General features: G+C 60.8%; 16 protein-coding genes. 10 read left to right on the top strand and 6 right to left on the bottom strand.

Annotated elements, in window-relative coordinates; translation table 11 throughout:
* Positions 1-23: 23 nt before the first annotated feature.
* Both GIV35_RS12745 and GIV35_RS12740 read right to left on the bottom strand, forming a co-directional pair.
* Positions 24-752 (bottom strand): energy transducer TonB family protein, encoded by a 729-nt coding sequence (locus tag GIV35_RS12745; protein WP_236264522.1) that lies wholly within the window; start codon positions 750-752, stop codon positions 24-26.
* Positions 753-754: 2 nt separating this feature from the next.
* Complete coding sequence (locus GIV35_RS12740) at positions 755-1,162, bottom strand: ExbD/TolR family protein (protein WP_014717774.1); 408 nt, start codon at positions 1,160-1,162, stop codon at positions 755-757.
* Between the two features lie 190 nt (positions 1,163-1,352).
* Here GIV35_RS12740 and GIV35_RS12735 point away from each other — a divergent pair, with 190 nt between their 5' ends.
* Together GIV35_RS12735 and GIV35_RS12730 are read left to right on the top strand one after the other, a co-directional pair.
* Complete coding sequence (locus GIV35_RS12735) at positions 1,353-1,907, top strand: GNAT family N-acetyltransferase (protein WP_223024391.1); 555 nt, start codon at positions 1,353-1,355, stop codon at positions 1,905-1,907.
* A complete protein-coding gene (locus GIV35_RS12730) occupies positions 1,904-3,478 on the top strand; it encodes an alkaline phosphatase D family protein (RefSeq protein WP_105226322.1) in 1,575 nt (524 codons plus the stop codon). The genes GIV35_RS12735 and GIV35_RS12730 overlap by 4 nt, the downstream gene beginning before the upstream one ends.
* A gap of 137 nt (positions 3,479-3,615) precedes the next feature.
* Here GIV35_RS12730 and GIV35_RS12725 read toward each other — a convergent pair whose 3' ends face one another.
* Positions 3,616-4,260 carry a hypothetical protein gene (locus tag GIV35_RS12725; protein WP_105229107.1) on the bottom strand — a complete coding sequence of 215 codons (645 nt, stop codon included), beginning with the start codon at positions 4,258-4,260 and terminating at the stop codon, positions 3,616-3,618.
* An 89-nt stretch (positions 4,261-4,349) separates the two neighbouring features.
* On the opposite strand from GIV35_RS12725, the gene GIV35_RS12720 reads away from it, so the two are divergent.
* Positions 4,350-5,282 carry a LysR family transcriptional regulator gene (locus GIV35_RS12720; protein WP_236264521.1) on the top strand — a complete coding sequence of 311 codons (933 nt, stop codon included), beginning with the start codon at positions 4,350-4,352 and terminating at the stop codon, positions 5,280-5,282.
* A gap of 148 nt (positions 5,283-5,430) precedes the next feature.
* On the opposite strand, the gene GIV35_RS12715 is transcribed toward GIV35_RS12720, so the two are convergent.
* Both GIV35_RS12715 and GIV35_RS12710 read right to left on the bottom strand, forming a co-directional pair.
* Positions 5,431-5,838 carry a PA2817 family protein gene (locus GIV35_RS12715; RefSeq protein ID WP_003190109.1) on the bottom strand — a complete coding sequence of 136 codons (408 nt, stop codon included), beginning with the start codon at positions 5,836-5,838 and terminating at the stop codon, positions 5,431-5,433.
* Between the two features lie 75 nt (positions 5,839-5,913).
* Positions 5,914-8,361: an acyl-CoA dehydrogenase gene (locus tag GIV35_RS12710; protein ID WP_223024394.1), complete on the bottom strand. Its 2,448-nt coding sequence runs from the start codon at positions 8,359-8,361 to the stop codon at positions 5,914-5,916.
* A gap of 191 nt (positions 8,362-8,552) precedes the next feature.
* On the opposite strand from GIV35_RS12710, the gene GIV35_RS12705 reads away from it, so the two are divergent.
* The 4 genes from GIV35_RS12705 to GIV35_RS12690 all read left to right on the top strand — a co-directional run bounded on the left by GIV35_RS12705 (position 8,553) and on the right by GIV35_RS12690 (position 11,730).
* The gene (locus GIV35_RS12705; RefSeq protein ID WP_054897863.1) at positions 8,553-9,212 is read left to right on the top strand and encodes a transglutaminase-like domain-containing protein; all 660 of its coding nucleotides are present in this window, start codon (positions 8,553-8,555) and stop codon (positions 9,210-9,212) included.
* Positions 9,213-9,268: 56 nt separating this feature from the next.
* Positions 9,269-9,886 carry a glutathione S-transferase family protein gene (locus GIV35_RS12700; RefSeq protein WP_032892575.1) on the top strand — a complete coding sequence of 206 codons (618 nt, stop codon included), beginning with the start codon at positions 9,269-9,271 and terminating at the stop codon, positions 9,884-9,886.
* A 135-nt stretch (positions 9,887-10,021) separates the two neighbouring features.
* Positions 10,022-10,954: an ABC transporter ATP-binding protein gene (locus GIV35_RS12695; RefSeq protein ID WP_223024396.1), complete on the top strand. Its 933-nt coding sequence runs from the start codon at positions 10,022-10,024 to the stop codon at positions 10,952-10,954.
* Entirely contained in the window at positions 10,951-11,730 is a 780-nt protein-coding gene (locus GIV35_RS12690) for an ABC transporter permease (protein WP_005786689.1), read from the top strand. The genes GIV35_RS12695 and GIV35_RS12690 overlap by 4 nt, the downstream gene beginning before the upstream one ends.
* Positions 11,731-11,904: 174 nt before the next feature.
* Here the strand turns inward: GIV35_RS12690 and GIV35_RS12685 are convergent, their stop codons facing one another.
* Positions 11,905-12,444, bottom strand: coding sequence for a TetR/AcrR family transcriptional regulator (locus tag GIV35_RS12685; RefSeq protein ID WP_213154136.1), 540 nt, complete (start codon positions 12,442-12,444; stop codon positions 11,905-11,907).
* A gap of 91 nt (positions 12,445-12,535) precedes the next feature.
* On the opposite strand from GIV35_RS12685, the gene GIV35_RS12680 reads away from it, so the two are divergent.
* From GIV35_RS12680 to GIV35_RS12670, 3 genes are all read left to right on the top strand, one after another.
* Entirely contained in the window at positions 12,536-13,723 is a 1,188-nt protein-coding gene (locus GIV35_RS12680; protein ID WP_198716217.1) for an MFS transporter, read from the top strand.
* Between the two features lie 111 nt (positions 13,724-13,834).
* Positions 13,835-14,983, top strand: a complete 1,149-nt coding sequence (locus GIV35_RS12675; RefSeq protein ID WP_236264520.1) for a TDT family transporter — start codon at positions 13,835-13,837, stop codon at positions 14,981-14,983.
* Positions 14,984-15,042: 59 nt separating this feature from the next.
* Entirely contained in the window at positions 15,043-16,917 is a 1,875-nt protein-coding gene (locus GIV35_RS12670) for an MFS transporter (protein ID WP_236264519.1), read from the top strand.
* The last annotated feature ends 296 nt before the right edge of the window (positions 16,918-17,213 follow it).

The following is a 17,213-nucleotide window of genomic DNA, read 5'->3' as shown; positions in this document are numbered from 1 at the left end:
ACTGTCGTCCTGGTGTCGGGTGCTTATTGCACGCTGTAGTTGAAGGTGGCGGTGAAGCGCTGCTCATTGCGCCCCCCGAAGGCTTGCTCGGGGAACGGTTTGACTTGCTTGATGCGACGCAAGCTGTTGGTGGCTGCCCGGTTGAGCAACATGCTCGAGGCCTGGGTTTGTAGACCTGAGTCGAGGACGCGGCCCTGACGGTCTACCAGCAGCCACACCACCACCTCGCCGCTCGGGCGTTCGAGGGACGCCTGGCGCCCGGTGGGGTACTGCTTGTAGGTGTCCAGTTCGTTGCGCAAGCCTTTGAGGTAACCGCTTTCCAGGGCCTGGCCATCGACCGTCGGTGGCGCCGGTGGGGCAGGCGTCGGCGCCGCTTGGGTGACGGCGGCCGGGGCTGGCTTGGCGGCCACCGGTGGCGGCGTCGGCACGGGCTTGGCGACCACGGGCGCAGGCTTGGGCACAGGTTTTGGCTTTGGCTTGGGTTCGGGTTTTGGCAGCGGCTTGGGCGGTGGCGGCGGGGGCGCCGGCTCGGCCTCTTCCTCTTCGATCACCGGCGGTGGTGGTTCTTGCTCCACCACCGGTTCCGGTATGACTTCCGGTTCCGGCTCAACCAAGGCCAATTCGACCGCCGACTCGTCATACACCGGCTCGACCTTCAACGTCTGGGACTGGATACCCAGTGCAATCAGCACCAGGGCGATCAGGGCCGGAACACTGCCCAGCAGCTGACGCGCACGAAACAGAACGTACATGATCAGGACTTACGCGTGGCGATGGACACGGAGGTGAAGCCACCCAGGCGCAGGGTGTCCATCACTTCCACCAGGCGCGAAACCTCCACGCCTTTGTCGCTGTTGACGATGATCGTCGACTTGGTATCGGGCTTTTCGGCCGCCTTCAGCGCCGGCACCAGGGCCTCCACCGTCAGGTCCTTGCCGTCCAGTTGCAACTGGCCTTCCAGGCCCAGGGTGAGGATGAATTTGTTCTGCGGCTTGAGCTGCTGGGAACTGCTGGCGCTGGGCAATTGGGTCTTCATGCCGAGCGCGGGAATCACGTTCAGGCTCACCAGTACGAAAAACACCAGCAGGAACATCATCACGTCGATCATCGGGATCAGCTCGATGTGCGCCTTGCGTTTCTTGGGTTCGTCCCAGGTTCTCATTCCGTTACCCCGTCATTGAATTAGGGGCAAAACGCTAACAGCCAAAAATGACCGATTGGTTAACTTTAATTGACCGTTTAGAGGCTCTAGGACGCGTCTTTCGGAAAACTTACCGGTCAGTTTTCGGGCGTAATGAAACTGACACTCGGGGCATCCATGCTTGAGAAATTTATCTTGAGAGCCGGCCTCCATGCCTACTGCATTGCCTCAATTGACGACCCCGCGACTGTTGTTGCGCGCCCTGCAAAGGCACCAGGCGCAGGTGCTTTTCACGCTTGCCAACGGGCCGAAAATTACCGACAACACGGCGAACATTCCATCGCCCTACACCCTGGAAACCGCGCAGGATTTTATTGCGGGGATCGCTGACAAGTACCGCACCGGTGAGCTGCTGAACCTGGGGATGCATGTGCGCGGCACCGACGAATTGGTCGGCATGGTCAGCCTGCGTATCAATGCTCGGCATCACTATGGGCACTTGGGTGGCTGGGTGGCGGCGCACTGCCGTAACCAGGGATATGCGGCTGAAGCGGCGAGCGCGGTGATGGACTTCGGGTTCGAGGCGCTAGGGTTGCAGCGCGTGGGCAGCCAGTGTTTCGCGCGCAACAAGGAGTCGGCGCGGGTCATGGAAAAGATCGGCCTGCGTTATGAAGGTTGCATGCGCCAGGCGTTTTTAAAGAACGGCGTGTATGAGGACATGCTCGGGTTTGCCACCGTGCGCGACGACTGGGAGCGCTGCCTGTGAGCGGCGAAGTGGACCACGGCCGGCGCCGGGTCCTTGGCGGGCTGGCGGTCGCTACCGCGTTTTCGATTCTCAGCCCGTTCGCGCGCAGTGCCGGGGTGGATTATCCGTTCACCCTCGGCGTGGCTTCCGGCGACCCGTTGCCAGATGGATTTGTGATCTGGACGCGCCTGGCGCCGTTATTCAACGCCGCGGATGGCCGTGGCGGCCTGAGTCGCTCGGTGCCGGTGCGTTGGCGGGTGGCCAGCGATGCGGCGATGACGCGTATTGTGAGGCAGGGGGAGGTTCTGGCGACGCCGCGCTTCGCTCACGCAGTGCATGTCGAAGTGGCGGGGCTGGCGGCGGATCGGCCGTATTGGTACCAGTTTGAAGGGCTCGGTGCGCAGAGCCCGGTGGGCCAGTCCCGCACGATGCCGCCGCTGCAGGCCATGGCCTCGGCCCGGCTGGGGTTTGTGTCCTGCTCGCACTGGGAGCGCGGTTACTTCAGCGCCTACCGACACCTTGCTGCCGAGCAGCCTGACCTGGTGTTTTTCCTCGGTGATTATATTTACGACAGTTCCTATGCTGCGGATTCGGGCAAGGTGTTTCGTTCTCACGGCAGCGGCAATGCGCAAAGCCTGATTGATTACCGCAACCGCTACGCACTGTACAAGACTGATCCAGACCTGCAGGCCCTGCACGCCGCGGCTCCCAGCGTCGTAACCTGGGACGATCACGAAGTACAGAATGACTACGCCAACCGCTGGTCCCAGGACCCGAAGGTGGCGGTGGCGCAGTTTCTCAAGCAACGGGCCGCGGCGTACCAGGCGTTTTACGAACACATGCCCCTGCGTGCCAGCAGCGTGCCGAAGGGGCCGGACATGCGCATCTACCGGCGCCTGGACTATGGGCGGCTCGCGCGTTTTCATGTGCTCGACGGTCGCCAGTACCGTTCCGAGCAACCCTGCATCGCGGCCAATGGCAGCCACCAAGGGCATATTGTCACCACCCCTTGCAACGGCCTGCGTGACCCTGGCCGCACGTTGCTCGGCTGGCAGCAAGAGTCTTGGCTGGACCAGGGGTTTGCCCAGTCCAGTGCGCAGTGGAATGTCATCGCCCAGGATTTGCTGGTGGCGCCGCTGATGCAGCGTGACTTGACCAACCATAAGCTTGGCCGCTGGACCGATGGTTGGGATGGCTACATGGCGAACCGCTCACGGATGCTGGCGTCGATCGTGCGCAATCGCGTGAAGAACCCGGTGTTCTGGGGAGGGGATATACATTCGTTCTGGGCCACCGACCTGCATCTCGACGCCGACAGGCCAGACTCGGCGGTGGTCGCCACCGAGTTCGTCGGCTCGTCGGTCACCTCAGATGGCCCTCCCTACGACGCGTTCATGAAGATCATGCCGCTCAACCCGCATGTGAAGTTTTTCGACAGTCGCCAGCGTGGGTACGTGTCGGTGGAGTTGGCGGCCAACACCATGTTGACGAATTTTCGGGCGATCAGTGATCCGCGTGACCCGGCGGCGACGGTGTCGACGTTGAAGTCGTTCGTGGTTGAGCCGAGCAGGGCGGGGGCTATTGCCGTGTAGCCTGTTTCTCTGGGGCGATCCGATGTGGGAGGGGGCTTGCCCCCGATAGCGGTGTGTCAGTCACTGCATCTGCTACTGCACTAACGCTTTCGCAGGCAAGCCAGCTCCCACAGGGAACTGAGCTTAACTGAATGGCATTAAGGCAAGCCTCCTCCCACATTGATTTCATAGCGTACCGAGAGCGCGCCTTTTTTCTCCGACAACGCCAGGATCGTTACCTGGCCCAGTTCGCTCAACGCTTGAACATGAGTGCCGCCACAGGCGTACGCCGGTAATTCGCCGAAGCCGACTTCGCGGGTGCCGTCTTCCAGCGTCATATGGCGGGAATAGTCGGCGGCGATCCATGTATTGACCCACTGCTGGAGCGCCTGCGCATCCATGTCTTGCGCGGTCTGGCCGCGGATAAAGGTGATCTTGCCTTCGCCGGGCCAATGGTGGGCCTTGATCGGCATCCAGCCCAGGCGTTCGCCGGCATTGCCAATCAAGTGCCCCGCCGAATGCAGACGCGTATGCAAGGCGCGGCGCTGTGCGTCGACTCGTGCAACGACGAGGCCAGGTTCCAGGGGGCGGTCGACGTAGTGCACCACCTGTCCGGCTTCCTGCATGACTCGCAGCACCTGGCTGTCGCCGAGCCAGCCGGTGTCGGACGGCTGGCCTCCGCCTTGAGGATGGAAAATGGTCGACTGCACAATCACGGCGAATTGCTCTTCGTACGGGGTGCAACTGAGCACTTCCAGCTCGGCCGTCAGGTGGTCGTGGGTAAAAAACAGGCGCTCGGTCATCATCTACATCCGCATCAGGGTTCTGTGGGCAGTATAAATAGTGCGCAGATGGGTGATAATCCGTTCAATTATCAATGGACCTGTGCGTCATGAGCATCAATCTTCCTTTGCCGTTATTGGGTGAAATGGCGATTTTCGTCAAGGTCGTGGAAACCGGCAGCTTCTCCGAAGCGGCGCGGCAACTCAGCGTTTCACCTTCGGCGGTGAGCCGCAGCATCTCGCGCCTGGAACAAGCCCTGGCCACGCGCCTGCTGCAACGCACCACGCGCAAGCTGCGCCTGAGCGAGGGCGGCGAGGAGGTGTTCAAGCGTTGCCAGGAGATGGTCAATGCGGCGCGCTCGGTGATGGAAGTGAGCGGGCAATTTACCCATGAAGCCGAGGGCCTGGTGCGGGTCAGTGTGCCCAAGGCGGTGGGGCGATTCGTGGTGCACCCGCATATGCCGGAATTTTTGCGGCGCTATCCCAAGGTGGATGTGCAATTGATCCTGGAAGATAGGCATGTGGATTTGATCGACGACAACGTCGACTTGAGCATCCGCATCACCGACAGCCCACCGCCAGGTTTGGTCGGGCGCCAGCTGTTGCCCATCGAACATTTGCTGTGCGCGACGCCACAGTACTTGGCCGAGCACGGTACACCGAGCCATCCCCATGATCTGCTCGGGCACAGTTGCATTTATCTGGGTGAGACACCGGGAGATTCACGCTGGAAGTTCCGCCAGGCTGGCAAGGCGGTAACGGTCGGCGTACGCGGCCGGTATGCGGCGAACCACACCGGGGTGCGACTGGAGGCGGCGTTGCAGCATGTCGGGATTGCCAGCTTGCCGTATTTCACCGCACGGCATGCGTTGGAAGCGGGGGAGTTGGTGCAGGTGTTGCCAGGGTGGGATTTTATTGCGTCGTACCATGGCGAGGCGTGGTTGCTGCATTCGCCCACACGTTACCTGCCGCCGAAGTTGCGGGTGTTTATCGATTATCTGGTGGAGTGCATGGCCAAGGAGCCCACGCTGCACCGACGGTAGGAGCGCGGTTTGGAAATGTGGGAGGGGTAAGCCTTAATACTGTAGGAGCGAGCTTGCTCGCGAAAAACTCACAGGCGCCGCGTTTATTCAGAAAGCACGCGTTATCGTTGACGTTTTTCGCGAGCAAGCTCGCTCCTACATATTGGCGTCAGTGTTTGCTCTGGTCCTGAGGCATCGCCAGCAGCTGTTTTTCCTGGTTCCAGTCGAACGGTTCGTCGTTCTGTTCGGCTTCATAGCGACGTTCTTCCAGGGCCTGGTACAGGTCCAGTTCTTCGTCGGGCATGAAGTGCAGGCAGTCGCCGCCAAAGAACCACAGCAGGTCACGGGGCACCAGGTGGGCGATTTGCGGGTAGCGCAGGATGACCTGGCTCATCAGGTCCTGGCCCAGGTACTGGCTTTCGATCGGGTCGATTGGCAACAGGGCGCGCAGTTCGTCGAAACGCTCCAGGAACAGCGAGTGGCTTTCCTCGGGTACCTGTTCGGCTTCGCCGACGGCAACCAGGATGCTGCGCAAGTGGTCGAGCAAGACAAGATGATCGGCAACGACGTTGGACACGAGATAAGGCCTCTAAAGCAAAAACGGGCGCGAGAGTATAAGCCTCTCGCGCCCGTTTTTATATGACCGCTCGACTCAGCGGACTTTACCTTCTGCCTGCATCAGCTCTTCCTTGCTGAAATCATCCACGTCGATCACCTTGCGTCGCGCAGCCTCGGCATCGCGCAAGGTTTGTGCCTCGGCTGGTTGCAGCACGCCGGCCTGCAGGGCCGCGTCGATGGCATGCTCGCCGGCAGCCGGCTTGACCTGGCCGCTTTTGAGCGCGCTGTGGAGTTTTTTCTGCAAGGGGTGGCTGGCACCGAGCAGGTCGTAGGCATGTTGCAGGGCGCCCACGGGATCTTCTGCTGATTGCGGGCGATAACAGCCGGCCAGCAATTCTTCCAGGGTCGGGTCGCCCTTGGCGCGGCCGATCACGGCTGCCACTTCGGCATCCAGCGCGTCGGACGGCCCGGTATGACGACGCCCGAGCGGGAACACAATCACTCGCAGCAGGCAGCCCAGCACCTTGTTCGGGAAGTTGCTCAGCAGCTCATCCAATGCGCGTTCCGATTCACCCAGGCTTTCTTCCATGGCCCAGGCAAACAGCGGCTCCAGATGGTCCGGCGAGTCCAGGTCGTGATAACGCTTGAGCGCCGCCGACGCCAGGTACATGTGGCTGAGCACATCACCCAGGCGGGCGGACAGGCGTTCGCGGCGCTTGAGCTCGCCACCCAGCAACATCATGCTCAGGTCAGCCAGCAGGGCAAACGCAGCCGCCTGGCGGTTCAGGGCACGGAAGTAGCCCTGGCTCAAACGGTTGCCCGGGGCTTTTTCGAAGTGCCCGAAGCCCAGGTTCAGCACCAGGGTGCTGGCGGCGTTGCTGACGGCGAAGCCGATGTGTTGCATCAGCAGGCCGTCGAATTCCTTCAACGCCTGGTCATGGTCTTCGCGGCCGGCCAGGGCCATTTCCTTGAGCACGAAGGGGTGGCAGCGAATCGCGCCCTGGCCGAAGATCATCAGGTTACGCGAGAGGATATTTGCGCCTTCCACGGTGATGAAGATCGGTGCGCCCTGCCAGTTGCGGCCCAGGTAGTTGTTGGGGCCCATGATGATGCCCTTGCCGCCGTGCACGTCCATGGCGTGGCTGATGCACTCACGGCCGCGTTCGGTCAGGTGGTACTTGAGGATCGCCGACAACACCGACGGCTTCTCGCCCAGGTCCACGGCGTTGGCGGTGAGCATGCGCGCGCTGTCCATCAGCCAGGCGTTGCCACCGATGCGTGCCAGGGCTTCCTGGATGCCTTCGAAGGCCGACAGCGGTACGTTGAACTGTTCGCGCACCTGGGCGTATTGGCCGGTCACCAGGCTGGTGAACTTGGCGGCGCCGGTGCCGACGGCGGGCAGCGAGATCGAACGGCCGACCGACAGGCAGTTCATCAGCATCATCCAGCCCTTGCCGAGCATTTCCTGGCCACCGATCAGGTATTCCAGGGGGATGAACACATCTTTGCCGGAGTTGGGGCCGTTCATGAAGGCAGCGCCAAGCGGCAGGTGACGACGGCCGATTTCCACGCCAGGGGTGTCGGTAGGAATCAACGCGAGGCTGATGCCCAGGTCTTCTTCTTCACCCAGCAGGTGGTCCGGGTCATGTGCCTTGAAGGCCAGGCCGAGCAAGGTCGCGACGGGACCGAGGGTGATGTAGCGCTTTTCCCAGTTCAGGCGCAGGCCGAGGGTTTCCTTGCCTTCCCATTCGCCTTTGCAGATCACGCCGGTGTCGGGCATGGCGCCCGCATCGGAGCCGGCCAGCGGGCCGGTGAGGGCGAAGCACGGGATGTCGTCGCCACGGGCCAGGCGCGGCAGGTAGTGATTACGTTGTTCGTCGGTGCCGTAGTGCAGCAGCAGTTCGGCGGGGCCGAGGGAGTTGGGGACCATCACGGTGGAGGCCAGGTCACCGCTGCGGGTCGCGAGCTTCATGGCAACCTGGGAGTGGGCATAGGCGGAAAAGCCCTTGCCACCGTACTCCTTGGGAATGATCAGGGCGAAGAAGCCATGGGTCTTGATGTGTTCCCAGGCTTGCGGCGGCAGGTCCATGGCCTGGCCGATTTCCCAGTCGCTGACCATGGCGCAGAGTTCTTCGGTGGGGCCGTCGATGAACGCCTGCTCTTCCTCGGTCAATTGCGCCTTGGGGTAGGCCAGCAATTTGTCCCAGTCCGGGCGGCCACTGAACAGCTCGCCGTCCCACCACACGGTACCGGCATCAATCGCATCGCGCTCGGTCTCGGACATCGGCGGCAGCACTTTCTGGAACCAGCTGAACAGCGGCTTGGTGAAGTATTGGCGGCGCAGGTCAGGCAGCAGCAAAGGCGCGGCCACCACGGCCAGGAGTACCCAGAAGATCAGCAGCAGCCAGCCCGGTGCGTGGCTCCAGGCGCCCATCGCCAGCAGGTAGACGGCGACCACGCCCAGGGCGGGCAGGGGGGCAGTTCGGCGGTGTGCCAGGTAGGCAATGCCGACCACCAGCACCAGTATCCACAACAACAGCATATGCAATCCTCCGTGAAACCAGGGGCGAAACCACCAGGGAGCTTAGTCGGCATCCGAACAAGCCGGGTGATCAGGGTGTAACAAGGTGTACTGGGCAACCCATCAGCCGGCGCCGGCATTTGGCCGAATCGTCGTTATCTCTCTGGCGGGCCTGGTGGTTAAACTCCAGGCTCCCCTCGGAGATCAAGCTCATGAATACGTACTTGAGTCCCAGCCGCTTCATCGATAGTGACCACCCTGTGGTGGTGGAGTTCGCCGAGAAACATCGCGGAACCCGCCCGGATTTAAGTGACCAGGCAGTCAGTCTTTACTACGCGGTGCGTGAGGCCATTCGCTACAACCCCTATACCTTCAGCCGTGACCCCAACACCTTGAGCGCCAGCTTCGCCCTGGCGGCCGGCGAAAGCTACTGTGTGCCCAAAGCTACGTTGCTCGCCGCTTGCGCGCGCCACTGCGGCATTCCCGCACGCATTGGCCTGGCGGACGTGCGCAACCACCTGTCCACACCGCGACTGCTCGCTCTGCTCAAAAGTGACGTGTTCGCCATGCACGGTTATACCGAGCTTTACCTGAACGGCCGCTGGGTCAAGGCCACTCCGGCGTTCAACCAGCAACTGTGCGAAGTGTTCGACGTGCCGCCGTTGGAATTCGATGGCCTGCACGACAGCGTGTTCCACGCGTTCAATCGCCAGGGCCAGCGTTCTATGGAGTACGTGGTGGACCACGGGCAATTTGCTGACGTGCCCGAAGCATTTTTCTTCGGGCATATCCGCCAGTGCTACCCGCACCTGTTTGGCGACGACGCGCCCACCTTGCTCGGCGATATGCAGGGCGATTTAAGCCGCGGCTGAACCGGCGTATGCTGCTGCGTTCATCAAGCCATGTTCATCAACGATAAGGCGCGGTCATGCTGAAGATCTGGGGGCGTAAAAATTCATCAAACGTCAGGAAAGCACTGTGGTGCGCCGAGGAACTCGGCCTGGACTATGAAGCAATTGATGCGGGCGGGGCTTTTGGTGTGGTCGATACCCCGCAATACCGGGCCATGAACCCCAATGGCCGGGTGCCGGTGATCGAAGATGGCGACTTTGTGCTGTGGGAATCCAACACCATCGTGCGTTACCTGTGCGCCAAGCAGGCATCGGACTTTTACCCCAGCGACCTGCAAGCCCGGGCCAACGCCGAAAAGTGGATGGACTGGACCACTTCCACGCTCGCCGATCCGTTCAAAGCGGTGTTCTGGGGCATCGTGCGCACCCCGGCTGACCAGCAAAACTGGGACAGCATCAATGCCGGGCGCCAAGCCTGTATCGACGCGCTCAAAACCGTCGAACAAGCCCTCGCCGAGCAACCCTACCTGTCCGGCCAGGCGTTCGGCATGGGCGATATTCCCTTGGGCTGCTTCATCTACGCCTGGTTCGAGATGCCCATCGAACGCCCTGCCATGCCCCATCTGGAGGCCTGGTACCAGCGCTTGCAACAGCGCCCGGCCTACCGCAAGGCGGTGATGACCGCGTTGACTTAATACACACTATTAATACGGGTGACTGTACTTGTGCGGCATGGGCACGCACCATGCTCGCACTGCATCGCAGGTTGAACTACCTGCGGTGTGCCTTCATCTATTCTTTCTATTCCCTTCTTTGGTGCGTACTTCCATATGAGTTCCGCTCTGTCCATCCGGCAGCTAACCAAAACCTACGGCAACGGTTTCCAGGCCCTGAGTGGTATCGATCTGGACGTTGCCGAAGGTGACTTCTTCGCCTTGCTCGGCCCCAACGGTGCCGGCAAATCCACCACCATCGGCATTCTCTCCACCCTGGTCAACAAGACCAGCGGCACGGTGAATATCTTCGGGCATGACCTGGACAAATCCCCGGCGGCGCTCAAGCGATCCATTGGCGTGGTGCCCCAGGAATTCAATTTCAACCAGTTCGAAAAGACCTTCGACATTGTCGTGACCCAGGCCGGCTACTACGGCATTCCGGCGAAAGTCGCCAAGGAACGCGCCGAGCAGTACCTGACTCAACTGGGCCTGTGGGACAAGCGTGACGTACCTTCGCGCTCGCTGTCCGGTGGCATGAAGCGACGCCTGATGATCGCCCGCGCCCTGGTGCATGAGCCGCGCCTGTTGATCCTCGACGAACCTACCGCCGGCGTGGACATCGAGCTGCGCCGCTCGATGTGGACCTTCCTCACCGAACTGAACGAGAAGGGCATCACCATCATCCTCACCACCCACTACCTGGAAGAGGCTGAGCAGCTGTGCCGCAACATCGGCATCATCGACCACGGCACCATTGTCGAGAACACCAGCATGCGCAACCTGCTGGGCCAGTTGCATGTGGAAACCTTCCTGCTCGACCTGAAGAACAACCTGTCGGTGGCGCCCCAGTTGCTCGGCTACCCAAGCCGGCTGGTGGACAGCCACACCCTGGAGGTGCAGGTGGATAAGGCCATGGGCATTACCGCGCTGTTCACCCAGTTGGCGACTCAGAACATCGAAGTGCTGAGCCTGCGTAATAAAACCAATCGCCTGGAGGAGTTGTTCGTGTCCCTGGTGGAGAAAAATCTGGCGAAGGTGGCGTTATGAGTTCCGAACTGCAACCCAACCTCGTCGCGCTGCAAACCATTGTCTATCGCGAAGTGAAGCGCTTTACCCGGATCTGGCCGCAGACCCTGCTGCCACCGGCGATCACCATGGTCCTGTACTTTGTGATCTTCGGTAACCTGATCGGCCGGCAGATCGGCGACATGGGTGGCTTCACCTACATGGAATACATCGTGCCGGGCCTGATCATGATGTCGGTGATCACCAACTCTTACGGCAACGTGGTGTCGAGTTTCTTTGGCAGCAAGTTCCAGCGCTCCATTGAAGAGCTGATGGTCTCGCCGGTGTCACCGCACACCATCCTCATCGGCTACACCTTGGGCGGCGTGTTGCGTGGCCTGATGGTGGGAGTGATCGTGACGCTGCTGTCGCTGTTCTTTACCCACCTGCAGGTGCATCACCTGGGGGTCACCATTCTGGTGGTCGTGCTGACGGCGACAATCTTCTCGCTGCTGGGCTTTATCAACGCCGTATTCGCACGCAACTTCGATGATATTTCCATCATCCCGACCTTCGTGCTCACGCCGTTGACCTACCTGGGCGGGGTGTTTTATTCCATCACCTTGCTGCCGCCGTTCTGGCAGACGGTGTCCCTGGCTAACCCGGTACTGCACATGGTCAACGCCTTCCGCTACGGCATTTTGGGCGTGTCGGATATCAAGATCAGTGTGGCGATCACCTTTATGATCGTTGCGACTGTGGTGCTGTATATCGGTTGTGCGCGATTGCTGGTGAGTGGGCGTGGGATGCGTACATGATGTGGGATTGGAAATAACAAAACGGCCTCATCAGAGGCCGTTTTTTATTGGATGCACACAGAACAAATGTGGGAGCTGGCTTGCCTGCGATGGTATCGACTTCGCTTGACGGGTGTACGGAGGTGTCTGCATCGCAGGCAAGCCAGCTCCCACATTCTGGTCGGCGCACGTGCCTTAGATTTTCAGTGCCAGTTCGATCAGGGCATGCAGTTCTTCTACCGCCAAAGGCTCTGCCGAAAATAGAATACGAAACACCGTCGGTGCGGCGAGCAGGTTGATCAGATGGTCAACGCTCGGAGGCTGTTCCTGCGGGTAGCGGTCAACAATCACCTGCAACTGCCCACTCAGGATGCTCACGCAATACCCTGGCGTCGGGCTGCTTTGCACGTCGCGCATCATGTTGCGGCCTACGTCCGAACTCATCTCATCCAGGTATTGCTCGGCCCAGGCTTGCAGGTCGCCACGCAGGCTGCCGGTGTTGGCCGGTTCGGTATCGGGGCGCATACGGGCCAGGGCGACGTCGGCGAGCAGTACTGACAGATCGCCCCAGCGCCGGTAAATGGTCGACGGCGTGACGCCTGCACATGCCGCAATCATCGGCACGGTGACGCTGGAACGCTCATGGGCCTGCAGCAATTCGCGCACCGCCCTGTGGACGGATTCTTGTACCCGGGCACTACGGCCCCCCGGGCGAAGGCCTTCTTTGATCGCCATGGGCAAGACCTTAACACAAAGAATTTGCTTTAAGCGCCAGCGAATAGCACACTGCATAAAAGCAAAATATTAGCTTTAGCGGAGCGTGCCCATGTCCAGTGTCATCTCTCAGCGGTCCAGCCTGGCGTTTCTAGTGATCATGGTGCTGACCTTTCTCGCCGCCTCCAGCGCGCCGACGCCGTTGTACCAGGTATATCAAGACCACCTGCATTTTTCGGCGGCCATGCTCACGGCCATCTTTGGTGTCTATGCCGTGAGCCTGCTGGCGGCCCTGCTGACGGTGGGGTCGCTCTCGGATTACCTGGGGCGCAAGCCGGTGATCTTCGCCGCGCTGCTGCTCAATAGTGTGGCGATGCTGCTGTTTATCCACGCGGACAGCACCGCCTGCCTGCTGGCCGCCCGCGCGCTGCAGGGTTTCGCGACTGGCACTGCCACAGCGGTATTGAGTGCGACGCTGCTCGATACCGACCGCGTCCGCGGCCCGATGCTCAACAGCCTTGCACCGATGCTCGGCATGGCCAGTGGTGGCCTGGGCAGCGGGCTGCTGGTGGAGTTCGCGCCGTGGCCAACCCAATTGATCTATTACACCCTGCTGGGCTTGATGGTGTTGCAGGCTCTGTATGTGTGGCGCCTGCCTGAAACGGTCAGTCGCATACCCGGCGCCTTGAAGTCCCTGGCGCCAACCCTGCATGTGCCGCCGCAGGCGCGCCGCGCGTTGTGGCTTGCGATGCCATTGAATGTGGCCGTGTGGGCGCTGGGTGGGTTCTTTTCCTCGTTGGCACCGTCGTTGGTGCGTGTCGCCACCGGGTCGACCTCGCACTTGGTCGGCGGCGGGCTGGTGGCGGTGGTGACCTTGAGCGGCGCGGTGATGATCTACAGTCTGCGCAACTACGCGGCTGACAGGGTCATGAGCGTGTCGGCTGCACTGCTGGCCGTGGGCGTGGGGTTGCTGCTGGTTGCCGTAAACACCGCTAGCCTGTGGCTGTTCTTTGTCGCCAGTGTGATCGCAGGCCTGGGGTTCGGCGGCGGCTTCATGGGCAGTGTGCGCAGCATCGTGGGCCTGGCGTTGCCCCATGAGCGGGCGGGCCTGATGTCGGCATTCTATGTATTGAGCTACCTGGCGTTCTGCGTGCCGGCGTTGTTGGCGGGTAACCTGAGCCGCGTGTTTGGCCTGGTCGCGACCACGGACGGCTACGGTGCGGTGCTTATCTTGCTGTCTCTCGGGGCCCTTGGTGGGTTGTGGTGGCGGGACTCGGCGCCAGCAAGGGCGAGGGCATGATCGTGGTTAATATAGATGAAACAGATAACAGTTAGAGATATTACCCGTTATATAGATATTCGATCAGGTTCTATCATGGCCTCAACCTCAAATGAGGAAGAGGATTAACCCATGACCTGCTCGACCACTCACCGCTACAAACCCTTCAGTCACCTGGCCCGTCCCCGGGAAGTGATTCGCCAGTTCACCCCGAACTGGTTTGCCGCGACCATGGGCACCGGTGTGCTGGCCCTGGCCTTGGCCCAGCTGCCAGTCAACCTGCCTGGCTTGCATGCCGTCGCCGAGGGCCTGTGGCTGTTCACCATTGGCCTGTTTGTGCTGTTCAGCGTGCTGTATGCCGCCCGCTGGGTGATGTTTTTCCACGAGGCGCGACGCATCTTCGGGCACTCAACGGTCTCGATGTTCTTCGGCACCATCCCCATGGGGCTGGCGACCATTCTCAACGGCTTGCTGCTGTTCGGCCTGCCGCGCTGGGGCGGTGATGTGATCCCGTTGGCCGAGGCCTTGTGGTGGCTGGACGTCGCCATGTCCCTGGCCTGCGGCGTACTGATCCCGTTCATGATGTTCACCCGCCAGGAGCACAGCATCGACCAGATGACCGCTGTCTGGCTGTTGCCTGTGGTGGCGGCCGAAGTGGCGGCGGCCAGCGGCGGCTTGCTCGCGCCGCACTTGGCCGATGCCCATTCGCAACTGGTGATGTTGGTGACCAGCTACGTGCTGTGGGCGTTTTCCCTGCCGGTAGCGTTCAGCATCCTGACCATCCTGATGCTGCGCATGGCCTTGCATAAGTTGCCTCACGCCAATATGGCAGCGTCGAGCTGGTTGGCCCTAGGCCCGATCGGTACCGGTGCCCTGGGCATGTTGCTGCTCGGTACGGATGCCCCTGGGATCTTTGCCGCCAATGGCCTGGCCAGTGTCGGTGAAATGGCCCACGGCCTGGGCCTGATTGCGGGCATCACCCTGTGGGGCTTCGGCTTGTGGTGGATGTTGATTGCGGTGTTGATCACCCTGCGTTACCTGCGCGCCGGTATCCCGTTCAACCTGGGCTGGTGGGGCTTCACCTTCCCATTGGGGGTTTACGCCTTGGCCACGCTTAAATTGGCGAGCCTGTTGCAGCTGGCGTTTTTCAGTGTGTTTGGCAGTGTGCTGGTGGTTGCGCTGGCGCTGATGTGGCTGATCGTGGCCAAGCGCACCGTGCAGGGTGCTTATAAAGGCGAGCTTTTTGTTTCGCCTTGTATTGCCGGGCTAGCGAATAAGTAAGCAGGATTAGGTAAAGTCGTGGCCTGATAAATAAAGGCCACGCAGGAACACGGACGACGATGAGCCATCCTTCCCAATTCACCTTGCTGCGCACGCGGCGCTTCTTGCCGTTTTTCATCACCCAGTTGCTAGGCGCGTTCAACGACAACATCTTCAAGCAGTCGCTGATCCTGGCCATCCTTTACAAGCTCACCATCGAGGGCGACCGCTCCATCTGGGTCAACCTGTGTGCTTTGTTGTTTATCCTGCCGTTCTTCCTGTTCTCGGCGTTGGCCGGGCAGTTTGGTGAGAAATTCAACAAGGACGCGTTGATCCGCGCGATCAAGATCGGCGAGATCGTGATCATGGCAGTGGGCGCGACGGGTTTTCTGACCAATCATCTTGAACTGATGCTGCTGGCGCTGTTTGCCATGGGCACTCATTCGGCGTTGTTCGGCCCGGTGAAATACTCGATCATGCCCCAGGCATTGCACGACGATGAGTTGGTCGGCGGTAACGGCCTGGTGGAGATGGGCACGTTCCTGGCAATTTTGGCCGGCACCATCGGTGCCGGGATCATGATGTCTTCCACCCATTACGCGCCGGTGGTGGCGGTGGCGATTGTGGCCGTGGCGGTGCTGGGCTACCTGGCCAGCCGCAGCATCCCCCGCGCAGCGGCTTCGACACCGCAGCTGCGCCTGGACTGGAATATCTTCACTCAGTCCTGGGCGACTTTACGCATGGGCCTGGGGCAGACGCCGGCGGTGTCGCGCTCGATTGTCGGCAACTCATGGTTCTGGTTTGTCGGCGCGATCTACCTCACGCAAATCCCTGCCTATGCCAAGGAATGGTTGTACGGCGACGAAACCGTGGTGACCTTGATCCTCACGGTGTTCTCGGTGGGCATCGCCCTGGGCTCGATGCTGTGCGAAAAGCTCTCCGGGCGTAAGGTGGAAATCGGCCTGGTGCCGTTTGGCTCATTTGGCCTGACCGTGTTCGGCTTGCTGCTGTGGTGGCACTCCGGCGGCTTCCCGCAGAACGTGCAAGCCAACGATTGGCTCGCTGTGCTCAGCTACGGCCAGGCGTGGTGGGTGCTGCTCGATATCCTCGGCCTGGGTGTGTTCGGCGGCTTTTACATCGTGCCGCTGTATGCGCTGATCCAGTCGCGTACCGCCGAGAACGAACGGGCACGGGTGATCGCGGCGAACAACATTCTCAATGCACTGTTCATGGTGGTCTCGGCCATCGTGTCCATTCTGCTGTTGAGCGTGGCCAAGCTGTCGATCCCCGAGTTGTTCCTGGTGGTGTCGCTGCTCAACATCGCGGTTAACACTTACATCTTTAAAATCGTCCCCGAGTTCACCATGCGCTTCATGATCTGGCTGCTCAGCCATTCCATGTACCGCGTGGAGCATCGCAACCTGCAAGCCATTCCGGATGAAGGCGCGGCGTTGCTGGTGTGCAACCATGTGTCGTTTGTCGATGCGCTGTTGATTGGCGGCGCAGTACGTCGGCCGATTCGCTTTGTCATGTACTACAAGATCTACCGCTTGCCGGTGCTCAATTTTATCTTCCGCACCGCCGGGGCTATTCCGATTGCCGGGCGCCATGAAGACATTCAGATCTACGAACAGGCGTTCGCGCGCATTGCCCAGTACCTCAAGGATGGCGAGTTGGTGTGCATCTTCCCGGAAGGCAAGCTGACAGCTGATGGCGAGATGAATGAGTTTCGCGGTGGGGTGACGCGCATCCTGGAGGAGACGCCGGTGCCGGTGATCCCGATGGCATTGCAGGGGTTGTGGGGGAGTTTCTTCAGCCGTGATCCGAACAAGGGTGTGTTTCATCGGATCTGGTCGCGGGTGGTGTTGGTGGCGGGCGAGCCGGTGGCTGTGGAGGCGGCAACGCCTGAGCAGTTGCACGCTGTGGTGGGCGGTTTGCGGGGGAGTGCCAGGTAGTTTTTTGTTGTTTATCAGGGCCTCATCGCAGCATAGGTATCTACATAACTCTGTTAGCTCAACGGTAACCACGATGCGAAGCGAGCCGCTCTTGATCTTGATCTGCTTTTGATCTTAGGCGACCCCCCAAATCACTGGCGGATTACGGGCACACCGAGCCTAAGCGAGATGCCGAGTGGTGGGGCAAGAGCGCTTTGCTTACTTTTGTCTGGGCCGGCATTCCGGCTTTTCGAAAGTGAGCCGCCGTCAGGGCGGAACCCTAAGTGGCCGTTACCGCAGGAATGGATATGTACACG

Origin of the sequence: Pseudomonas sp. PA-1-6B, assembly GCF_021609545.1 — a bacterium.
Lineage (GTDB): Bacteria > Pseudomonadota > Gammaproteobacteria > Pseudomonadales > Pseudomonadaceae > Aquipseudomonas > Aquipseudomonas fluorescens_BV.
The sequence above is the reverse complement of the archived record's forward strand: the minus strand, read 5'-3'. Positions and strand labels throughout refer to the sequence as shown.